This window comes from Desulforamulus ruminis DSM 2154 (assembly GCF_000215085.1).
In the GTDB taxonomy this organism is placed as follows: domain Bacteria; phylum Bacillota; class Desulfotomaculia; order Desulfotomaculales; family Desulfotomaculaceae; genus Desulfotomaculum; species Desulfotomaculum ruminis.
On sequence record NC_015589.1, the window covers coordinates 2,875,323 to 2,895,839 of the forward strand.

At 47.1% G+C, this 20,517-nt stretch carries 20 protein-coding genes and 3 rRNA genes; 11 read left to right on the forward strand and 12 right to left on the reverse strand.

From position 1 onward, the window contains the following. Positions 1-1,620, reverse strand: a complete 1,620-nt coding sequence (locus DESRU_RS14225) for a DAK2 domain-containing protein (protein ID WP_013842775.1) — start codon at positions 1,618-1,620, stop codon at positions 1-3. A 257-nt stretch (positions 1,621-1,877) separates the two neighbouring features. On the opposite strand from DESRU_RS14225, the gene DESRU_RS14230 reads away from it, so the two are divergent. From DESRU_RS14230 to DESRU_RS14250, 5 genes are all read left to right on the forward strand, one after another. Next, positions 1,878-2,615 carry a TlpA disulfide reductase family protein gene (locus tag DESRU_RS14230; protein WP_013842776.1) on the forward strand — a complete coding sequence of 246 codons (738 nt, stop codon included), beginning with the start codon at positions 1,878-1,880 and terminating at the stop codon, positions 2,613-2,615. A gap of 265 nt (positions 2,616-2,880) precedes the next feature. After that, complete coding sequence (locus DESRU_RS14235; RefSeq protein WP_013842777.1) at positions 2,881-3,252, forward strand: DUF2089 domain-containing protein; 372 nt, start codon at positions 2,881-2,883, stop codon at positions 3,250-3,252. Positions 3,253-3,271: 19 nt separating this feature from the next. Beyond that, entirely contained in the window at positions 3,272-3,688 is a 417-nt protein-coding gene (locus DESRU_RS14240) for an SHOCT-like domain-containing protein (RefSeq protein ID WP_013842778.1), read from the forward strand. After that, positions 3,678-3,953, forward strand: coding sequence for a hypothetical protein (locus DESRU_RS14245; RefSeq protein WP_041275439.1), 276 nt, complete (start codon positions 3,678-3,680; stop codon positions 3,951-3,953). The genes DESRU_RS14240 and DESRU_RS14245 overlap by 11 nt, the downstream gene beginning before the upstream one ends. Before the next feature lie 27 nt (positions 3,954-3,980). Then, entirely contained in the window at positions 3,981-4,316 is a 336-nt protein-coding gene (locus tag DESRU_RS14250) for a phage holin family protein (RefSeq protein ID WP_274376991.1), read from the forward strand. Positions 4,317-4,518: 202 nt separating this feature from the next. Here DESRU_RS14250 and DESRU_RS14255 read toward each other — a convergent pair whose 3' ends face one another. Continuing rightward, entirely contained in the window at positions 4,519-5,199 is a 681-nt protein-coding gene (locus DESRU_RS14255; protein ID WP_238446306.1) for a helix-turn-helix domain-containing protein, read from the reverse strand. A gap of 120 nt (positions 5,200-5,319) precedes the next feature. Between DESRU_RS14255 and DESRU_RS20950 the strand changes: the two genes are divergently transcribed. Beyond that, the gene (locus DESRU_RS20950) at positions 5,320-5,493 is read left to right on the forward strand and encodes a hypothetical protein (RefSeq protein ID WP_187290579.1); all 174 of its coding nucleotides are present in this window, start codon (positions 5,320-5,322) and stop codon (positions 5,491-5,493) included. Positions 5,494-5,596: 103 nt separating this feature from the next. On the opposite strand, the gene DESRU_RS14260 is transcribed toward DESRU_RS20950, so the two are convergent. Together DESRU_RS14260 and DESRU_RS14265 are read right to left on the reverse strand one after the other, a co-directional pair. Further along, complete coding sequence (locus DESRU_RS14260) at positions 5,597-5,794, reverse strand: type II toxin-antitoxin system antitoxin (protein WP_013842782.1); 198 nt, start codon at positions 5,792-5,794, stop codon at positions 5,597-5,599. Positions 5,795-5,806: 12 nt separating this feature from the next. Further along, positions 5,807-6,649 carry an SPFH domain-containing protein gene (locus DESRU_RS14265; protein ID WP_013842783.1) on the reverse strand — a complete coding sequence of 281 codons (843 nt, stop codon included), beginning with the start codon at positions 6,647-6,649 and terminating at the stop codon, positions 5,807-5,809. 132 nt (positions 6,650-6,781) lie between these two features. On the opposite strand from DESRU_RS14265, the gene DESRU_RS20955 reads away from it, so the two are divergent. Beyond that, complete coding sequence (locus tag DESRU_RS20955) at positions 6,782-6,943, forward strand: hypothetical protein (protein ID WP_013842784.1); 162 nt, start codon at positions 6,782-6,784, stop codon at positions 6,941-6,943. A 267-nt stretch (positions 6,944-7,210) separates the two neighbouring features. Continuing rightward, positions 7,211-8,149 (forward strand): S-layer homology domain-containing protein, encoded by a 939-nt coding sequence (locus DESRU_RS14270; RefSeq protein ID WP_013842785.1) that lies wholly within the window; start codon positions 7,211-7,213, stop codon positions 8,147-8,149. A 74-nt stretch (positions 8,150-8,223) separates the two neighbouring features. Here the strand turns inward: DESRU_RS14270 and DESRU_RS14275 are convergent, their stop codons facing one another. Next, complete coding sequence (locus DESRU_RS14275; RefSeq protein WP_273484743.1) at positions 8,224-8,646, reverse strand: PepSY domain-containing protein; 423 nt, start codon at positions 8,644-8,646, stop codon at positions 8,224-8,226. Positions 8,647-8,975: 329 nt separating this feature from the next. On the opposite strand from DESRU_RS14275, the gene DESRU_RS14280 reads away from it, so the two are divergent. Beyond that, complete coding sequence (locus tag DESRU_RS14280; RefSeq protein ID WP_013842787.1) at positions 8,976-10,067, forward strand: NAD(P)-binding protein; 1,092 nt, start codon at positions 8,976-8,978, stop codon at positions 10,065-10,067. Between the two features lie 39 nt (positions 10,068-10,106). Here the strand turns inward: DESRU_RS14280 and DESRU_RS14285 are convergent, their stop codons facing one another. From DESRU_RS14285 to DESRU_RS20960, 6 genes are all read right to left on the reverse strand, one after another. Beyond that, the gene (locus tag DESRU_RS14285) at positions 10,107-10,589 is read right to left on the reverse strand and encodes a metallophosphoesterase family protein (RefSeq protein ID WP_013842788.1); all 483 of its coding nucleotides are present in this window, start codon (positions 10,587-10,589) and stop codon (positions 10,107-10,109) included. A gap of 245 nt (positions 10,590-10,834) precedes the next feature. Next, a 5S ribosomal RNA gene (rrf, locus tag DESRU_RS14290) occupies positions 10,835-10,951 on the reverse strand. A 59-nt stretch (positions 10,952-11,010) separates the two neighbouring features. Beyond that, positions 11,011-13,949: ribosomal RNA gene (locus tag DESRU_RS14295) — 23S ribosomal RNA — on the reverse strand. 368 nt (positions 13,950-14,317) lie between these two features. After that, positions 14,318-15,847: ribosomal RNA gene (locus tag DESRU_RS14300) — 16S ribosomal RNA — on the reverse strand. Together the 16S, 23S and 5S rRNA genes form the textbook arrangement of a ribosomal RNA operon. 444 nt (positions 15,848-16,291) lie before the next feature. After that, positions 16,292-17,545 (reverse strand): GTPase HflX, encoded by a 1,254-nt coding sequence (hflX, locus tag DESRU_RS14305; RefSeq protein WP_013842789.1) that lies wholly within the window; start codon positions 17,543-17,545, stop codon positions 16,292-16,294. A gap of 88 nt (positions 17,546-17,633) precedes the next feature. Then, positions 17,634-17,840 (reverse strand): hypothetical protein, encoded by a 207-nt coding sequence (locus DESRU_RS20960; RefSeq protein ID WP_187290675.1) that lies wholly within the window; start codon positions 17,838-17,840, stop codon positions 17,634-17,636. Between the two features lie 6 nt (positions 17,841-17,846). Here DESRU_RS20960 and DESRU_RS19955 point away from each other — a divergent pair, with 6 nt between their 5' ends. Both DESRU_RS19955 and DESRU_RS14315 read left to right on the forward strand, forming a co-directional pair. Further along, the gene (locus DESRU_RS19955; protein ID WP_238446307.1) at positions 17,847-18,632 is read left to right on the forward strand and encodes a L,D-transpeptidase family protein; all 786 of its coding nucleotides are present in this window, start codon (positions 17,847-17,849) and stop codon (positions 18,630-18,632) included. Between the two features lie 96 nt (positions 18,633-18,728). Then, positions 18,729-19,751, forward strand: a complete 1,023-nt coding sequence (locus tag DESRU_RS14315; protein ID WP_013842791.1) for an alpha-hydroxy-acid oxidizing protein — start codon at positions 18,729-18,731, stop codon at positions 19,749-19,751. A 54-nt stretch (positions 19,752-19,805) separates the two neighbouring features. Here the strand turns inward: DESRU_RS14315 and DESRU_RS14320 are convergent, their stop codons facing one another. Then, entirely contained in the window at positions 19,806-20,438 is a 633-nt protein-coding gene (locus DESRU_RS14320; protein ID WP_013842792.1) for a CBS and ACT domain-containing protein, read from the reverse strand. Positions 20,439-20,517 lie beyond the last annotated feature (79 nt).

Here is a 20,517-nt window from a genome sequence, read left to right on the forward strand (position 1 = left end):
TTACTCGACAGATAGAATAAAATGGTATAAGGGCTGTCCCCCATAATGGAGCTCAAATTCAATCTCGGGGAAGCTCTTTCTTAACCCCTCCACAATCTTTTCCGCCTGTTCTCCTATATCGGCACCATAATACAAGGTGACGAGGGAGTGTTCTTCCGTAAGCATTTTAGCCAGCATCTCCTGAATAACCTGCTCCGGTTCATTTCCCACCGCCACAATGGCCCCCTCGGCAATGCCGATCAGGTCGCCCTGCTGAATCTTTATGCCGCTGGATGTCGTTTCCCTAACCGCCCTGGTTACCTCTCCGGTCAGTACCGCCTGAGCGGCCTCGGTCATCTGCCGGTAATTATGCTCAAGATCTCTTTCCGCGTTAAAGGATAATAGGGCGCTTAGCCCCTGAGGAATGGTGCGGGTGGCTATCACTTTAACCTCCCGGTCCTTCACTAAAGCGGCCGCCTGTTCCGCCGCCATTACAATATTTTTATTATTCGGCAGGATCAGGATGCTGCGGGCCGCTACTCCTTGCATGGCCCGGAGGATTTCCTCGGTACTGGGATTCATGGTCTGACCCCCAACCACCACCGCATCCGCTCCTAAACTATACATTATATCTACAATCCCCTCACCGCTGCCCACACTGATGATGCCCATTTCCTTCTCGGGGGCGGGATCATTATTAAACTGTTGGTTTTGTTCTTTCATGTTATGGATGGCTATTTGATCCAGGGAACCGTAATTTAAACAGCTTTCCAGCACCAATCCGGGATGATTGGAGTGGATATGGACCTTAGCCACCTCACCGGAACCCACAACCATCAGGCAGTCTCCATAAGGAACCAGCTCATGGCGCAGGGTCTCCAGGGGAATGGCGGATCCTTTCACTAAAAATTCGGTACAGTAGGTATAATGTATTTCCGCATCAATTTCTTTTGACATCCGGCTGCCCTGGGAAATTTTATTTTCCTGATAGGCCGCAAAGTTCTTTAACAAGCCGATATCTTCAGCCTGTTTTAAGGCGTGTAAAATGCCCTCCAAAATGACGACATATCCCCTGCCTCCGGCATCCACCACCCCGGCTTCCTTAAGCACAGGCAGCAGTTGCGGCGTTTCCCGCAGAGCCATCCTTGCTTCCCTAAGGGTTATAATCATCACTCTAAGCAGGTCATAGTTTTTCTGGATAGCGCTTCTGGCAGCCTTGGCACTTCTGCGCATAACCGTTAAAATCGTGCCTTCAACGGGGTTCATGACCGCCTGATAGGCCAGGTCGGCCCCCTCTTCCAAAGCCCTTACCACCTCAAGGGCATTGGCCCGTTCCTTTCCTGCCAGGGCCTTGGCAAAACCACGGACCAGTTGCGACAGGATGACACCGGAATTTCCTCTCGCTCCCATTAAGCAGGCCTGAGCCGCCGCTTCGGCAATTTCACCAATATGTACAGACTCCATATCCTGTATTTCTTTGGCTGCCGCAAGCAGTGTCAAATACATGTTATTCCCCGTATCCCCGTCAGGAACAGGAAACACATTCAGCGCATCGATCTCCGCCTTATGTTGGGCCAGCAGCAGAGTCCCACCCAGAATCATCCTTTTTAAGCCTTGTCCGTCAAAAGTATATAAACTCACGATGTCCTCCTAAAGATACGATAAAAAACACCAACTTATTATTTTCTATCTCTGTTTTAACTTTCCTTCTAAAAAATTGCCCTAAAAGTAAGGAAATCGTAAAATAAATCAAGCTGGCTCATTTTTTCTTTTATTATGGATTTTTCGTTCTATCCACCGGTTTCTAATTTTTAACAATTTATTAATAAAGGAAAGCTTTTATTCATGTCGAAAATCTATTACCAAATATTAGTTGTTCATGGATAGGAGGTCTTGGTTTGAGACAAAAAATTGCCCTTTTAATATTTGCCGTCTTATTCTCCATTGGTTTGTCCGGTTGCGATAATGCTCCTTCCCAACCGGAATCGTCACAAAACACCCCTGGCATCACGGAGCCCGGCAAGGCCGCAACACCGGGGGCACCGGAAACCCCCACCGCAAATCCCGGAGAAGTGAAAACCCCCGCCACCACACCGGATCCGGTGTCCGCAGACTCCACCGCCGTTGAAGCGCCTGCGTCCCCCAACAGCGGCAGCGGTTCCGCTCCCCAGGAACCTAAAACGCCCGGTCAGCCGACACTTCCTAAAGGACCGATTTCTCTAAATGAGGGGGATACCCTGCCGGAATTTGTTCTGCCCACCCTGGCAGGGGGCAGCGTTACCGCTTCTTCCATGGTTACTCAACATAAACTAACCATGATTAACTTCTGGGCCACTACCTGCGGGTACTGCATCGGGGAACTGCCGGTGCTGGAGGAATTAAACAAAAAATATAAAAGTAAAAAGGTTGCCGTCATTGGCGTGCTGCTGGATCCATCCCGGGAGAAACAAGCCCGGGAAATCCTCAAGGAAGAAGGGTCCACCTTCCCTCAACTGAAGGATGACGGAAGCTTTGCTCGGCACATTTTTGGCGTACCCCAGGCCATCATAGTCGATAGCTCGGGCCGCATCCTGGAAGTGGTGGTGGGCGCCCGTTCCCTGGAACAATTTTCGGATATTATTGAAAAGCATCTCTAAGCCTAAAAAGTTAACCCAAAACAGTCACAGAAACCCAGCAAAAGCCCTCCTATGGTAGAGTAAAATAACCCGTAGGAGGGCTTTTGACGAGTAAAAGAGAAACAAGCAAAATCCATTTATCGGTATTAAAATTATAAAAATATTAATTTATTTAATTAAATAACATATAAAAATTAATTATTTTAATTTTTATATTGATATTTGTTTTTAACCATGTTATGTTATAAACGTAAATATTAGAGAGGTGATCGTTATTAGCCATAAAATGTTAACCCTCTGCCCCGTCTGCAGCCATCGCCTGACTATCACCAAGCTGGCTTGCGATCACTGCCAGACCAAAATTGAAGGGGAATTCTCTCCATGCAAATTTTGCCGCCTGCCAAATGATCAGCTTCAATTCCTTGAAGCCTTTCTTAAATGCCGTGGCAATATAAAAGATGTGGAAAAAGAATTGGGAATTTCCTATCCAACCGTGCGCAACCGCCTTGACGGGCTTCTCCAGGCACTGGGATACCAAGTGGATAAAGAAGAAAACCGGCAGGAAAACTTAAGTCGCCAGGAGATTGTAAGGGCCTTAGAAAAAGGGGAAATTACCCCCGAACAGGCAACCCAGCAACTGCGCAAGATGAAAAGATAAAGGATTGGGAGGCTGTTTCATGAGCGATGAAAAAATTAAAATTTTAGAAATGATTCAAGAAGGTAAGCTTACTGCTGCCGAAGGTCTGGAATTATTAAATGCACTGGGAGACTTAAAGGATCAATGCGTTGAAAATTCCACCAACACCAACCGCTTTTTACGCATTCGTGTCACCAATGGTCATCACAACAAAGTAAATGTCAATGTTCCATTGAAACTACTGAAGATTGCAACCAAATTTGCCGGGGTCGGCATGAAGTTCATTCCCGAAGAAGCGCATCAAGAAATGAAGAAAAAGGGGATTGATTTATCTGACTTTGACTTTGATGAACTGCTGCATCTGATTGACCAGGGCTTAGTGGATGGAAAACTGGTTGACGTGGACGCCGACGATCCCAAGGAAGGGCCCACCAAGGTGGAAATCTATGTGGACTAAAGGACGCACGCATTTCATGCTACTGGGAGTTCGCCACCGGTCTTTTCGCTTTATTCTGCCGGTCCCGCTTTTCGTCTTTTATGATTTACTCTGGTCCCTAAACGATTTGGTTGAACTAGGAACCCGGGCCTTTCCCCGCCAGAAACTACCCAGTATCATCATGAGGTCCCTGATGAATATACTGCAGGAATTACGCCAGATAGGCCCGTGGCAACTGATGGCAGTCTCCTTTGGTGACAGCCGAATCTCCATTGACTTTAAATAATGAGCCGAGGTCATCATGTTAAATTTTATGATAAAATGTTTTATCAATATGATTGGCATTTACATCGCCACGCTGCTCTTTCCTGCCATTTTTATTTCCGGGCTGGAGGGGGTTTTTTGGGCAGGCTTCCTCCTTGGGCTGTTAAACCTGTTTCTCCGTCCCCTGCTCCTGCTGATTTCATTGCCCATTAACCTTGTTACCCTAGGTTTATTTACCCTGATCATCAATGCTTTTCTTGTGGTATTGACCGATTTCTTTGTAAGAGGTCTTACCCTGCCGACTTTCTCCCTGGCCTTTGCCACCGCCTTTATCACTACTCTATTGCATATGCTTTCCAGCCCTATACTACGAAAATATTCATAACCCTACCGCTGGGTAAACCCTTTTAAGGGTACAAAATCATGACCACCCGCTCAGTGAACTGCACCCCAAATGTTAGACATTTAATTAAGCAGCTTGTGAGGACTGAATTCTGTATTGTACAGGGCTCAGTCCTTTTTATTTGGCGTTATCTTTTTCTCCCCCAAAATCCTCCCCATGCACTTCCCACGGTGAGGTATCGTCCTCATACCCTACGCTTTGCTCTTGCAATGACTAGGTCAACACCCAGACATACTGCAATATAAATCACCCAAAATACGGGGAACGCAATGATAGGGGAAACAATTAATGGATATGGTGCGATCATGCCTGTAAGCAAAACATTGTAGATAAATGAAAGCGGAATAAATGACAACAACCAAATATTGATTGACCCAAAGTAGTATTTTGCATTTTTCTTTGTACTTTCCGAAGAATTGAGAATCCCGATGCCAAATACCATACAACCAAGTGCCATAAAAATCAGCCCAATCACAAGAGCCATCGGCACTTGTTCTTCATACCAAACTGCGGCAGATACGACCAAGCCGATAAAATTAAGCACGGTAGCCACTATGACAAATATACCAGCATTGGCTTTTTTCTCTGTCTGTTCGGACTGCTCAATGCCTTTGAGAATATAGTCAGTCGTAACCCCAAAGTAATCGCTCATGATAATGACTTTGTCTAAATCGGGAATGCTCTGTTCGCTCTCCCATTTTGAAACAGCCTGACGTGATACGCCTACCTTGCCTGCAAGTTCTTCCTGGGAAATGCCTTTCGCTTTTCTTAAGTTTTGAATTCTGTCTGAAATATTCATTGTGTAACACCCTTCCTTTGATAATTTCATAATAACAAAAAGTGTGGTTGCATTGCTACCAGCCACACTTAGAGATATGTCAACTGCCAGTTGCAGTTGTGTTATAATGCGGAGATTATTATAAATAATTAGTATTTAAACTATTGTTAAAAATAATTCCAATAATTTTGAAGTAGTACAAAAAGAATGGCTAAAACACTATATATTCATAAAAATGGTAAAATCAATGCCAAAAGCTATGGAGCTGCTAACAAAGATCTTTCTGTATCCATTTTGGATGCTACCTCCTTTGTTTTAGTGCGGCTGGCGAAACCTGCACTATTCTATCAATTGGAGGTAGTTTTTTCTACTCATCGCTAAAGCTTCTTGGAACCACCTGCGGCAGGCGGTTTTTCTTTCTATATACAATAAAGACCGGCCAAATTGCTTCCAGGCCGGTCTTTTCTATTCTACCGGGATGATTCTATCCTTCTTTATTGGTTTCTGAAGCCCGGGAAGCTTTCATTTCCTCCTTTGACAGCCGTCCGGCTCTGCGGACCGCATCCCGTAATAAAAATTCCATGTGAGCGTTAACACTTCTTAACTCATCTGCGGACCACTTTTCAAGTATTTCGTACAGCTTGGGGTCAATGCGCAGGGCAAAACTCTTTTTGGGCGCCACCAGCATCACCTTCTAATAAAGGCTTCCAGCATTAATCACTGGCTGTGCAGGTTTTTCGGAAACAATGGCTACCATTAAATTATTAATCATGGTCACTTTACGCTCATCATCCAGTTCCACAATGCCTTCCTTCTGCAATTTTTCAATGGCCATTTGAGCCATGCCAACGGCACCTTCCACAATCTTTTTCCTGGCCGCCAGGATGGCCGATGCCTGCTGGCGCTGAAGCATGGCGCTGGCAATCTCCGTGGCGTAAGCAAGATGAGTCAGCCGGGCCTCAATAACCTCAACCCCGGCCCCTTCCAGTCGCGTCTGCAGCTCACTGCCGAGTTCGGAGGCAATCTCCTCGGTATTTCCTCTCAAGGAATAACCCGTTTCTTCAAAGTTATCGTAGGGATATTTGGTTGCTACGTGACGTAGTGCGGTTTCGCTTTGAATCTCTACAAATTGTTCATAATTGTCCACATCAAACAAAGCCCTGGCGGAATCCACAACCTTAAATACAATCACCGCGGCAATTTCAATGGGATTGCCCTCTACATCATTGACCTTTAACCGGGCGCTGTTAAAATTGCGGACCCTTAAAGAAACTTTCTTATTGTTGGAAAAGGGAATGGTAAGCCAGATACCGCTTTCCCGAATACTGCCCATATAGCGGCCAAAAAAGGTGATTACTTTGGCTTGATTCGGCTGAACAATCAGCATTCCACTGGATAGGATGATCATTATAAAAATAGCGACGGAGCCATAAAAGAACATTCCTTGAACAAAAAAGAAAATGGATACCGCAATTAAAACCAAAAGGAGCAATAGAGCCAGAAAACCATTCATTTTCCACGCTTGATTTTCAGTCATGCCTTAACCTCCCACAATATATTTTTTATATTAATATGATATCATTATTATATCGTTTGTCAAGATCAATGCCATTGAATGTTTTTCCTCCCCCCGGCACATGATAGAAAAAAAGAGGAAGGACTGAAAGGATTGAAACAATTTATTTTAAAAATGAAAGGTCCGGACGGGGCCACCAGGGAAACCATTCCCCTTTCTTTGGAATATTTACAGGAAATCATCAGACCCTTTCCGGTGGAAAGTACCTTTTGGCTGGAAGATTCCCAGGAACATAAAAAGGAGCCAAAAGAATAATTCCTTCCCCAATGGATAGTTAAAGGGAATCAAAACTACTTTAAAAAGAACACCAAAGAACAGACCGATTACACGAACAAACACCCGGTTAAAAATAGAACACGGATTTAACGAATTTCCATGGATTCACACGGATTTAATAATTTATATAAAATCCGCGCAAAATCCTTATGATCCGTTAAATCCGTGTTCTATCCTTTTAGTAGTTACCTTTTTCTCCTTTTACAGTCTTATAGGTAAATAGTCTATAAGAAGGAGCGGACAAAAATGAAAAAATTACTACTCCCTTTCATCCTGGTTTTGTTGCTGTCGCTACCCAGCCTTTGTTTTGCCGATACACAACCTTTTAAGGATGTTGACGGCCACTGGTCAGATAAAGAAATCCAATTGGCCTATAAAAATGGAATCATGCAAGGAGTTGCCGCGGATTTATTTAATCCCGAAGGAAAGCTAACTAGGGCGGAACTGGCAGTATGCCTTGACCGGATTTTTGATTTTAACTTCGATAACCTTCGTTTTATTAAAGCCCCTTCCCCTGCTGATTATTTTGACGATGTGGAAGAAAACCAATATTATAGTCAAAGCGTTATGGAACTTGGATTTTTTAATGTTTTTGATATTCCAGACCGGAAGTTTAAACCTGATGAAGAAGTTGCCCGAATTGAAGTGGCTCAGACCATTGCCAAGTGTTTCGAAGTGAAAAACCTGAATGTAGTAACCATACAAATGTGGCCCCAATTTAATGATATTGAGACAACCCCCGATTTAGCCTTTATTCATAACACCGGAATCATGAAAGGCCGCGGAGAAGGCGGTTTTGCCCCCAAGGCCAAAATTACCCGGGCTGAATTTGCCGCAGTTCTGAATAGAACCATGAGCACCATAAAACTTGCTCTGCCAAATGAAAATGAAGTATCGGAACCAACGGTGCAAATAGACATTCGCGGAGAAGTCAAGAGTGTTGTTAAAGATGGAGATAAAATTTCCTCCATCTATGTGGAGGGCGTTCTAACGGAGGATACCCGTTATGATAAAGCGACCATTCGGATTACGGATGATACGGCCATTGCCACCTGTGTCAAGGGTGCCGATTTACCGGTCCAGGATATTCATCAAGGTTCTATAGTCGAAGTGACATTCACCGGTCCGGTAGCGGAGTCCTATCCTGTTCAGGCCACGGCTAAGTTACTAAGAATTATTGAATAGAATAATAAATATGTTAAAAAGTCAACTAAACACGAACCGGGATTAGCCAATACCATCCTCGGTTTCGTGTTTATTCATTTCCAGTATTTTTTTCTCCTCTGCTTACTCTGGGCCCTTAAAGTCCTTACCGATAATATAATTCCAGTGATTGTAAGTATAATCATCCCGATGGCCACTACGTCAAGTAGTATCGAAACATCTGTATTGCCTATTCTACCTGCATGGAGATTTTTAACTACATGCATTAAGTTATTGTTTCCCTGACCTCCCTGTGAGAAATGTTGCCCTTCCCCGGGTTCCCCTATTTTTGAACTATCCTCCGGATTTAATTGCCCCGCCTGGTTCCGGTGTTCTATTGACGGTTTGTTTACACCCATAAGCCACGGTTCTGTCATTAGTAAACCTGTGACCGCTTCAATTAGTATTAAAACAGAGGTAATCAAACCAATCCACAAATGTAATTGACGATTAATTCTCACCTTTTTCCTCCTGAAAATCTATGAAATTTTAACCTTAAAGGCCTTAATTCATAATAGATACTATCAAAAAATTGCAAATATAGTACGCCGTGGCCAAATCATTAGAGGGAGATCTCTGTTATGTGATTTTTGTTAATTTCCTTTTATAAAAGATTATAACTTAAGAAGCTGAAGATATTCTGAATGCCCCTTTAATGAATCCTGAAAAGTTCTCTTATATTTATCCCCATTGATTAACTACTCGTCAAATACCAACTCTTTTCCTTAAAAACTTTAGCATAATAAGCTTTAATATAAGGAATATTTATAATTGCTGCAGATAGAAAAATCAAGCGGGAGTAAATTATATGAAGATAGCGATCATCGGAGCAGGGCTGAGCGGGTTGGCCTGCGCCCTGGAGTGCGAAAGATTGGGAGTCATTCCGGACGTATTTGAGCGGGATGAATCCGTTGGCTGGCCCTGGTATTGTATCGTTCATTGGCTGAATGTCCTACATAAAGATAAAGGCGATATCCGCAACTTTTTGAGGGAAAAATATAACATTGATATCAAACCCATTAACAGATGCGATGAGTTAATCATGAAGGCTCCTGAAACAGAAACAACCATCACCGGTAAATTAGGCTATATTATCCGACGCGGTAAGCACACGGATTCCATAGAAAATCAGTTATTTCGCTCCTTAAGACGAACCCCTGTGCATTTTAACCGGCCTGCCGATTATAAAGAACTCTCTAAAAAATATGATTATGTGGTCATCGCCAACGGAAAAGACACAGTGCCGAAGGAACTAGGTGTATGGACGGATTATGGAATGGTCCATCTCAGGGGGGGCCTAGCCTACGGAGCCTTTAAGCCCAGCGGCACCACCATTTATTTTAATAAAAAATATGCCGGAAGAGGGTTTGCGCGTCTGGGACCGATCAACACAACCCAAGCCATTGTGGGTATGTGCCAAATCGGAGATAGCGAGTATGAAATCGATACTTTGTATAAGGACTTTTTAGAATTTGAAGGACTGGAAGATCTTGAGTTCGGTTACAAATTCTCTATCCCCATGTGGTCCACAGGCAAGGCCAGTCAATTCAAAATTGATAACATCCTGCTGGCGGGGCGTTCAGCCGGATTAACGGAAAGATTATTAGGGACAGGCGCGGTGGAGGCCTTGATCAGCGGTGTTTTGGCAGCCCGTTCAATGATCAAGGGTAAAGATTATAACGCTCTGATCAAGCCCCTACAGGATCACGTGGAAAACATATCGGCTTTCCGCAAACCCTTCGAGACTTTAAGCAATGACGGCCTAAACCGGTTGGTGGCAGCCATCGATACCCCGGGCATAAAACAATTAATCTATAATACCAATATAAACTTCTCAGATCTTGCAGGTCCTATCCAACAACAAGTCAATAAGATTACCTCCCTGCTGAAAGAACAATAACAAACCCCACTGCCTAAGGTAATGGGGTTAATGACTTGTCTATAGAAAGTATATCAACTCTCCCCGGATGTTTTCTCCAACCGCAAGTAAGCCGTAAGAGTACATGGCCTGTCTTCTTTTATCAGTAGGAGAGCCAGGGTTAAACATTAATACATCCTGACGTCTTTGACAGTACGGTATATGGCTATGTCCAAACACAATGCAATCTACATCAGAAAACGCATTGAAGGCTCTTTCTACCGTTTTCCCTGTTTTCCCATGACCATGAAATACTCCAATTTTACGCCCCCCAACCTCCAAAACTTTTTTATAGCCTAATGCTTCTACTACAGCAGGCGGGTCGATATTTCCTGCAATTGCGCTAACTGTGGCTATTTCAGATAATTGATCCAATACCCATAGTTCCGTCAAATCCCCCGCATGAATGATCATGTCCACCTTTTCAAGGCCCTGCAGCAGCATTTTAGGAAGTTCTTTGCCCTTTCGCGGCATATGTGTATCCGCTACCACTCCAATAAGCATTTGCTCACTCCATACTTTAACTTATTTCGTAATATAAATTATGGTTATGTTTTTATTGAAGTTTGTCCAATGCCAATGGCGCCACTACTTCCTTTGGCTTTAGCTATAATGCGCTGCGCAGGAGATCTCTAATCAGATTAAAGTATATCCGCCCTTAAATTGTAATATCTACTACTCTACATAAGCTAGTAATAAAGCAACCAAAAGCCTTACAGTTATTACAACTGTAAGGCTTTTTAAAATTAATCTGGCGACGACCTACTCTCCCAGGGGCGTGAGCCCCAAGTACCATCGGCCCTGGAGGACTTAACTGCTGTGTTCGGGATGGGAACAGGTGTATCCCCTCCGGTATCGTCACCAGAAACCTATTGACTTATTCATTCCCTGAAAACTAAACAGCGCTTTTCGTAAAGGTCGTTTCTAGGTCAAGTCCTCGATCGATTAGTACCGGTCGGCTCAAAACATTACTGCCCTTACACCCCCGGCCTATCTACCATGTCGTCTTCATGGGATCTTACCTCTTTCAAGTGGGAAACCTCATCTTGAAGCGGGCTTCGCGCTTAGATGCTTTCAGCGCTTATCCCTTCCGAACTTAGTTACCCAGCATTACCGTTGGCACGATAGCTGGTACACCAGCGGTCCGTCCATCCCGGTCCTCTCGTACTAGGGACAGCTCTTCTCAAGTTTCCTGCGCCTGCGACGGATAGGGACCGAACTGTCTCACGACGTTCTGAACCCAGCTCACGTACCGCTTTAATGGGCGAACAGCCCAACCCTTGGGACCTACTTCAGCCCCAGGATGCGATGAGCCGACATCGAGGTGCCAAACCTCCCCGTCGATGTGGACTCTTGGGGGAGATAAGCCTGTTATCCCCGGGGTAGCTTTTATCCGTTGAGCGACGGCCCTTCCACTCGGCACCGCCGGATCACTAAGCCCTACTTTCGTACCAGCTCGACTTGTAGGTCTCGCTGTCAAGCTCCCTTTTGCCTTTACACTCTAACGCGCGATTTCCTTCCGCGCTGAGGGAACCTTTGGGCGCCTCCGTTACTCTTTGGGAGGCGACCGCCCCAGTCAAACTGCCCACCTGACACGGTCCTTTTACCAGCTTCATGGTATCAAGTTAGAATTTCAATATCTAAAGGGTGGTATCCCAACGGCGACTCCATACATACTAGCGTACATACTTCTCAGTCTCCCACCTATCCTGTACATCAAATACCAAAACCCAATGTCAAGCTACAGTAAAGCTCCACGGGGTCTTTCTGTCCTGTCGCAGGTAGACGGCATCTTCACCGTCATTACAATTTCACCGAGCCCCTCGTTGAGACAGTGCCCAAATCGTTACGCCTTTCGTGCGGGTCAGAACTTACCTGACAAGGAATTTCGCTACCTTAGGACCGTTATAGTTACGGCCGCCGTTTACTGGGGCTTCAGTTCTCAGCTTCGACTTGCGTCTAACTCTTCCCCTTAACCTTCCAGCACCGGGCAGGCGTCAGCCCCTATACGTCAGCTTTCGCTTTAGCAGGGACCTGTGTTTTTGGTAAACAGTCGCTTGGGCCTTTTCTCTGCGGCCTCTTCTCGCTCCAAATGTGCATTTTTCACGATATCGAGGCACCCCTTTTCCCGAAGTTACGGGGTCATTTTGCCGAGTTCCTTAACGAGGGTTCTCTCGCGCGCCTTAGGATTTTCACCCCACCTACCTGTGTCGGTTTACGGTACGGGCACCTACAAACCTCGTTAGAAGCTTTTCTTGGCAGTTTGGGATCCGCTGCTTCGCTACTTGTTTTCGCTCCCCTTCACTCCTCGGGCTTTCCGTAAGACGGATTTGCCTATCTTACACCCTACAAGCTTGGACCGGCTTTTCCAGCCGCCGGCTCAACGTACCCTCCTGCGTCACTCCATCCTCAAACGGTCTTAGGTGGTATCGGATTCTCAACCGATTGTCCATCGCCTACGCCTTGCGGCCTCGGCTTAGGTCCCGACTTACTCTGGGCGGACGAACCTTCCCCAGAAATCCTTAGGTTTTCGGCGGGCAGGATTCTCACCTGCCTTTTCGCTTACTCATACCGGCATTCTCACTTCTTATCAATCCACAGCTCCTTACGGTACTGCTTCCACTCGATAAGAACGCTCCCCTACCACTGTCTTTCGACAATCCAAAGCTTCGGTGCCAGGCTTAGCCCCGTTTCATTTTCGGCGCAGGGCCACTTGACCAGTGAGCTATTACGCACTCTTTCAATGGTGGCTGCTTCTAAGCCAACATCCTGGTTGTCTGTGCAACCCCACATCCTTTTCCACTTAGCCTGTCTTGGGGACCTTAGCTGTTGGTCTGGGCTGTTTCCCTTTTGACTACGAATCTTAGCACCCGCAGTCTGACTCCCGGAGTCTTAGTTATTGCGGCATTCGGAGTTTGATTGGGTTCGGTAACCCGTGAAGGCCCCTAGCCCATTCAGTGCTCTACCTCCGCAATCCATCCTCCGAGGCTAGCCCTAAAGCTATTTCGGGGAGAACCAGCTATCTCCTGGTTCGATTGGCATTTCACCCCTACCCACATCTCATCCGCCTCCTTTTCAACGAAGGTCGGTTCGAGCCTCCACTTTATTTTACTAAAGCTTCACTCTGGACATGGGTAGATCACCAGGTTTCGGGTCTACTCCAACGTACTTTCGCCCTTTTAAGACTCGCTTTCGCTTCGGCTCCGGCTTTCCTGCCTTAACCTGCACGTTGGATGTAACTCGCCGGTCCGTTCTACAAAAAGTACGCCGTCACACTTTTAACGTGCTCCGACAGTTTGTAGGCATACGGTTTCAGGTTCTTTTTCACTCCCCTCCCGGGGTGCTTTTCACCTTTCCCTCACGGTACTGGTTCACTATCGGTCGCTTAGGGTATTTAGCCTTGGGGGGTGGTCCCCCCGGATTCCCACAGGGTTTCTCGTGTCCTGCGGTACTTGGGATGTCCTCTGCAATTTTCGTCCTTTCGTCTACAGGGGTTTTACCTTCTGTGCCCTGCCTTTCCAGGCAGCTTCAACTAGGACTAGCAATCACTTGATGAGGATCCCTCAACCCCAGTGAACCGAAGTTCACTGGTTTAGGCTCGCCCCTGTTCGCTCGCCGCTACTTGGGGGTTCGATGTTTCTTTCTTTTCCTCCGGGTACTTAGATGTTTCAGTTCCCCGGGTGCCCTCCTCTGTGCCTATGGATTCAGCACAGGGTGACGGAGGTTTGCTCCGCCGGGTTGCCCCATTCGGGTATCCACGGATCAACGCCTGCTTGCGGCTTCCCGTGGCTTTTCGCAGCTTACCGCGCCCTTCTTCGGCCCTTAGCGCCTAGGCATCCACCGTATGCCCTTTCTTTCTTGACCTACTTCCTTCGCTCGGTTACTTTCATAACCTGCAAAATTGTTTCTACGACGCTTTACTTCTTTCGCTGTTTAGTTTTCAAGGAACGGTCGGCCTTTGATCTGCTTTCGCTTCTGAAAGGCCTGGATTTATGATTTTACCTGCTGAGTGACTTAAAATCAACCGGTATTTCCTGGTTGATTTCAGGTCTCTCAAAACTAAACAGCTCGATGATGAACGATCGACCAGAGTACGCGCGTCTCGCGATAAGCTTCGCCCTGCTTCGTCAGCTGCTTCGCTCGTGTGCTCACGTATTCCTATACGCTCCGCGCACTCCCTCGCAGCTTCCTTGCTTGGCTCGCTTCTCCCAAGCCGCTTTCGTTCTCCTTAGAAAGGAGGTGATCCAGCCGCACCTTCCGATACGGCTACCTTGTTACGACTTCACCCCAATCACCAACCCCACCTTCGACGGCTCTCTCCTTGCGGTTAAGTCACCGGCTTCGGGTGTTGTCAGCTTTCGTGGTGTGACGGGCGGTGTGTACAAGGCCCGGGAACGTATTCACCGCAGTATGCTGACCTGCGATTACTAGCGATTCCGACTTCATGTAGTCGAGTTGCAGACTACAATCCGAACTGGGACCGGCTTTCTCAGATTTGCTTCACTTCACAGCTTCGCTTCCGTCTGTACCGGCCATTGTAGTACGTGTGTAGCCCAGGACATAAGGGGCATGATGATTTGACGTCATCCCCACCTTCCTCCGTTTTGTCAACGGCAGTCACATTCGAGTTCCCGACTCTACTCGCTGGCAACGAATGTTAGGGGTTGCGCTCGTTGCGGGACTTAACCCAACATCTCACGACACGAGCTGACGACAACCATGCACCACCTGTCTCTCTGTTACCCCGAAGGGCAAGGAGTATATCTCTATACTTTTCAGAGGATGTCAAGCCCTGGTAAGGTTCTTCGCGTTGCGTCGAATTAAACCACATACTCCACCGCTTGTGCGGGCCCCCGTCAATTCCTTTGAGTTTCAGTCTTGCGACCGTACTCCCCAGGCGGAGTGCTTATTGTGTTAACTACGGCACTGGGGGGGTCGATACCCCCAACACCTAGCACTCATCGTTTACGGCGTGGACTACCAGGGTATCTAATCCTGTTCGCTCCCCACGCTTTCGCGCCTCAGTGTCAGTTACAGTCCAGAGAGCCGCCTTCGCCACTGGTATTCCTCCCAATATCTACGCATTTCACCGCTACACTGGGAATTCTGCTCCCCTCTCCTGCACTCAAGTCCACCAGTATCAGAGGCCTCACGGGGTTAAGCCCCGCACTTTCACCTCTAACTTAATGCACCACCTACGCGCCCTTTACGCCCAGTAATTCCGGACAACGCTCGCCCCCTACGTTTTACCGCGGCTGCTGGCACGTAGTTAGCCGGGGCTTCCTCTCAAGGTACCGTCATTTTGTTCTTCCCTTAAGACAGAGGTTTACAACCCGAAAGCCTTCTTCCCTCACGCGGCGTTGCTCCGTCAGGCTTTCGCCCATTGCGGAAGATTCCCCACTGCTGCCTCCCGTAGGAGTCTGGGCCGTGTCTCAGTCCCAGTGTGGCCGTTCGCCCTCTCAGGCCGGCTACCCATCGTCGCCTTGGGGGTCCGTTACACCTCCAACTAGCTAATGGGACGCGGATCCATCGGTTAGCGATAAATCTTTCCTCCTTAGAACATGCGTTCCTAGGAGCGTATCCGGTATTAGCAGTCGTTTCCAACTGTTATCCCGGTCTATCCGGCAGGTTATCCACGCGTTACTCACCCGTCCGCCACTAAGTTTAAAAATCACTAGGTTTCATTTTAAACTCCGTTCGACTTGCATGTGTTAAGCACGCCGCCAGCGTTCGTCCTGAGCCAGGATCAAACTCTCCATAAAATATCCTAAAATATTTTCAAGAGTTGATTTGCTCTTGTGTTCTGAATTACTCGCTAGCGTTTTCACGCTTTGACGAGGATTGTTTTTTGGTCCGCCTAGTCTCGGGTTCTCACCCGACTTTGGCTTCCCATCTTTTCATCCATCATCGTTCTGTTTAGTTTTCAAAGACCAGCTTCGACCTTTGATCTGCTTCGCTTGACTTGTCACGCTCGCATCTGAAAGGTCTCTTATTAGCTTTTTTGGCTTGTCCTTTTGTTCACCGCTCAGCGGCGACATTTGTTATCTTACCACAGCCAAAATCACTTTGCAATAGTTATTTTTTTGTTTTATTACCAACTTCTTAACAACTACCGCGAACGTTTTTAATATTACCATAACATTCGACAAGGGTCAAGCTGCTTCGGGCATAAAAGTTAATAAATATAATACTGAATACAAAAAACTTTATAATTGACTCATCACCCGGTCCGCCCAAACGGTACTAATCTCCACTTTGATGTGAATGCCTGTTTCGCCATACTCTTCCGTCAAGACCTTTCCTTTTTCATGCAGCAATGAAATCAGGCTTGTTTTGGCATAGGGAAGCGTCAATTCAATAATGGAGTATCTTTCCTTTAATACCTCGGTGATCTTTGCTAAAAGCTGTTGAATATCCTGCCCGGAAAGAGCGGATATAGCCACAGCCGGATGGCCGGTGATAGGCAGGGACCGGGAATCCTTTACCAGATCCATCTTATTATAAACCATGATCACCGGTTTATGGCTTGCCTTCAGGGATTCCAAAACCCCATCCACCGCACGAATCTGTTCTTCACAATAGGGGTGAGAAACATCCACCACATGCAGCAGCAGATCCGCTTCCTGAACTTCCTCCAGAGTGGCCCGGAAGGCAGCCACCAGATGATGAGGCAGGTTTTGAATAAAGCCCACGGTATCCGTTAACAAGATGATATCGTTATTCGGAAGCACCACCCGTCTGGTTGTCGGATCCAGGGTGGCAAAAAGTTTGTCTTCCACCAGAACCTCCGCCCCGGTCAGGGTGCGCAGCAGGGTGCTTTTGCCGGCATTGGTGTACCCCACCAAACTAACCAGAGGCAAGGGTTCCACTTTCCGATCCTGTCTTAACAAGGCCCTGTGCCGCTGCACCTCTTTTAACTCCTGTTCCAGGTCGGAAATGCGTTTGCGGATTCTCCGCCGGTCTGTTTCCAGCTTGGTTTCACCGGGGCCTCGGGTTCCGATTCCTCCGCCCAGTCTGGATAACTGGTTTCCCTGTCCTGTAAGGCGTGGCAGCAGATACTTAAGCTGAGCCAGTTCAACCTGCAGCTTCCCTTCCTTGGTTTGGGCCCGCCGGGCAAAAATATCCAGAATTAGCTGAGTGCGGTCAATCACCTTATGTCCAATTCTTTCTTCCAGATTTCTGGCCTGAGCCGGGGAAAGTTCACGGTCGAAGATAATCAGATTCGCCCCTACTTCCTGGCAGTAGTCTGCCAGTTCCTCTACTTTGCCCCTTCCGATAAAGGTGGCTGTATCCGGCCGCTGGCGATTTTGAACAAACCGGCCCGACACCGTCGCCCCGGCCGTGTCCACCAGACTCACCAGTTCCTCCAGAGATTCGGTTAACTGTCCGTCTTCCTCCCCGGCCAGTTTAACTCCCACAATCACCGCCTGCTCATCCAAAACCACTGCAATCTCGTGCAAATAAAACGCCCCTTAAATTCATTTCTGCCAGGATTATATTCGACAATTCCTTTTTTGGCAACTGGAAGAACACTCTTGCATATTTCCGTCATAGGTCCACTTCCCGGCTAATAGTCATTAATAAAAGTCTATTATTAGGGAGGGATCTTTTACGCTCTTTAAAAAGAATATTTTCCCACTGTGGACCATAGCCCTTTGTTTCGCTATGTCCTTCTTGTTTTATCCCGGGAATGCCTTTGCTGAAGAAAGAAAAATTATCATTAACAAAAAAAACAATCAATTGGGTTTTTACCAAAACGATATGCTGACAAAAGTATTCCCAATAGCCACCGGACGTCAGAGAAGCTTCACTCCGGAAGGAAACTTTCAAGTGGTCAACAAACAAGTGAATCCGCCCTATTATAAAAAGAACATTCCCGGCGGCAGTCCTTGGAACCCCCTCGGTCCCCGCTGGCTTGGTCTCAGCGCTCCGGGCGGGGCTTATGGAATTCATGGTAACAGTAATCCCGCATCCATCGGAACCTATGCCTCCGATGGCTGTATTCGGTTAAGAAACGAAGACATCCTGTGGCTCTTTGATCAGGTTACAGTGGGAACCCCGGTTTCAATTGTCTGGCAGGATGTAGGTTTTGAACAGTATCTCGTTGACAATACACCGGTAAAGGTATATTTTAATAACCAAGAACTGCCCCCGGAATTTAGGACCTTTTCTCACCAAGACAAACCTTTTATTCCTCTAAAACAATTATGCAGTTTGATGAGTTATCAAATTAATTGGAACAGCCAGGCCAACAGCATCGACATCAGCACACCGGCTGCCCAAATATGCTTCAATCCTGACAGCAAGACTCTGCTCATCAACGATCAGCCCATTGAACTGGCAGATCCACCCTTGATTATGGATGGTATTAGTTATGTTACCCAATCCACCATGGAAACCTTCTTTCCGGTGGAGGTAAATTGGCAAGCTGCAACCCGCCAGTTATACCTTACCACCAAACCCGAAATGATAGAGGAAATTCAGAAACCCCAATTGGTAAGCAGCATCAACCCGCAATTCTGGCAGGACGCAGACTGGCTCCCCTGATTCTGGAAAATCAGGCCAACAAATTGTTCTTTAGCAGGATTCCTACCCCTAAGAACCGAAAATTTATAAATTATTTTACTTAGGAGTGGTTTTATTATGGATTTAAAAGTGATTCGAGCACAGGCCAAGGAACAACTCAAGGGTTACTGTCGGGTGTGCCCTGTTTGTGACGGTCGTGCCTGTTCCGGCGAGGTTCCCGGCATGGGTGGAACCGGCAGCGGAATTGGTTTCCGTAACAATTTAAAGGCTTTGGAAGCTTATCAATTAAATATGCGTACCCTTCACGGGGCTAAAAATCCCAGCATTGAGACCGAACTATTTGGCGTTCCGTTAGCCAGCCCCATTATGGCCGCTCCCATGACCGGTACTCCTTATAACATGGGCGGTGCCATCAGCGAGCGGGATTTCATTGGTATGATCGTTTCCGGCAGCAAGCAGGCCGGCACACTGGGTTGGACCGGCGACGGCGCCGACCCGGCCATGTATGCTTCCGGCCTGGAAGCCATTGCCGCGGAACAGGGGCACGGCATTCCCATTATTAAACCCCGGGACCAGGAAGTGATTAAAGAGCTCATCCACCGGGCGGAAGCCACCGGAGTAAAGGCAGTGGGTGTGGATATTGACGGGGCCGGCCTGGTCACCATGGCCCTTAAAGGTCAGCCCGTAGGCCCCAAAACCCTGGATGAGTTGAAAGAAATCATTCATTCAACAAAACTCCCCTTTATCCTCAAAGGCATCATGACGGTGGACGAAGCGGAAGCAGCGGTGGCTGCCGGAGCCAGTGCCATTGTGGTCTCCAATCACGGAGGCCGGATATTGGATAGCACTCCCGGCGCCGCAGAGGTACTGCCTGCCATCGCCGCCGCGGTAAAAGGTAAAATTGCCGTTCTGGCCGACGGTGGAGTGCGAAGCGGCACCGACGTGCTGAAGCTTCTGGCTCTGGGTGCCGATGGGGTTCTGGTGGGCAGACCCCTGGTGGTAGGCGCCTTTGGCGGAGGTGCTGAGGGAGTTAAAGGTTTACTGGAAAAAATGGCTGCGGAATTAAAGCAGGCCATGATTCTCACCGGCTGTAATTCCATTAAAGAGATTCATGCCGGGGTTATTTATAAACCGGAATAAAAATGAAACCCCGCCCCGGGACACAGACCCGTTGGGCGGGGTTTGGTTTTAGAGTTAGCTTACGGAAAGAACCGGAATTCCTCTTGCTTCCAATTCTTTTACCAATTGATCAGGCTCCACGGTATTGACCCTCACAACAATATGAAGGGTATCATGATCCTTTCTGTGAACCACAAAGCCGCGGATATTGATGTTCATATCCCGGATAATATCCGTTAGCTCCGCCAGAGCCCCTACCCGGTCGTGAGTCTGCAGCACCAGCCGGGTGCCTGCTTTTCTTAGGCCAAAGAATTCAATAAAGGCGTCAAAAATATCTGTTTGAGTGATAATGCCGGCCAGTTCCTCTGCTTCCATAACCAGCAGGCAGTTTGCTTTATTCTCCCTCATAATGAGTGCCGCTTCTTCAATGGTGGTTTCAGGTGAGACGGTAATGGGGTCCTTCACCATCACTTCACTTACAACCATTTTAGATAGAAGATAATTCATTTCAAAAACGCTAAGGGTGGTGGCCGGGGAAGGGGTAACGGTCAGCAGTTCTCGTTCCGTAACCAAGCCTACCAGATGACCCTTATCCGTTACAGGAAGTTGACGAATTTTAAGTCTTTTCATTTTTTCCAATGCTTCCAAAATTGGCGTGCTCTTGGGAATGGTAACGGGGGAAGTAATCATAACATCTTTAACGAACATTTTGTCAAACCTCCTTTTTCAAGGACAAATGCACGTTCTTGCCCTTATTACCATCAATTGTAATCGAAACCCCGAACAG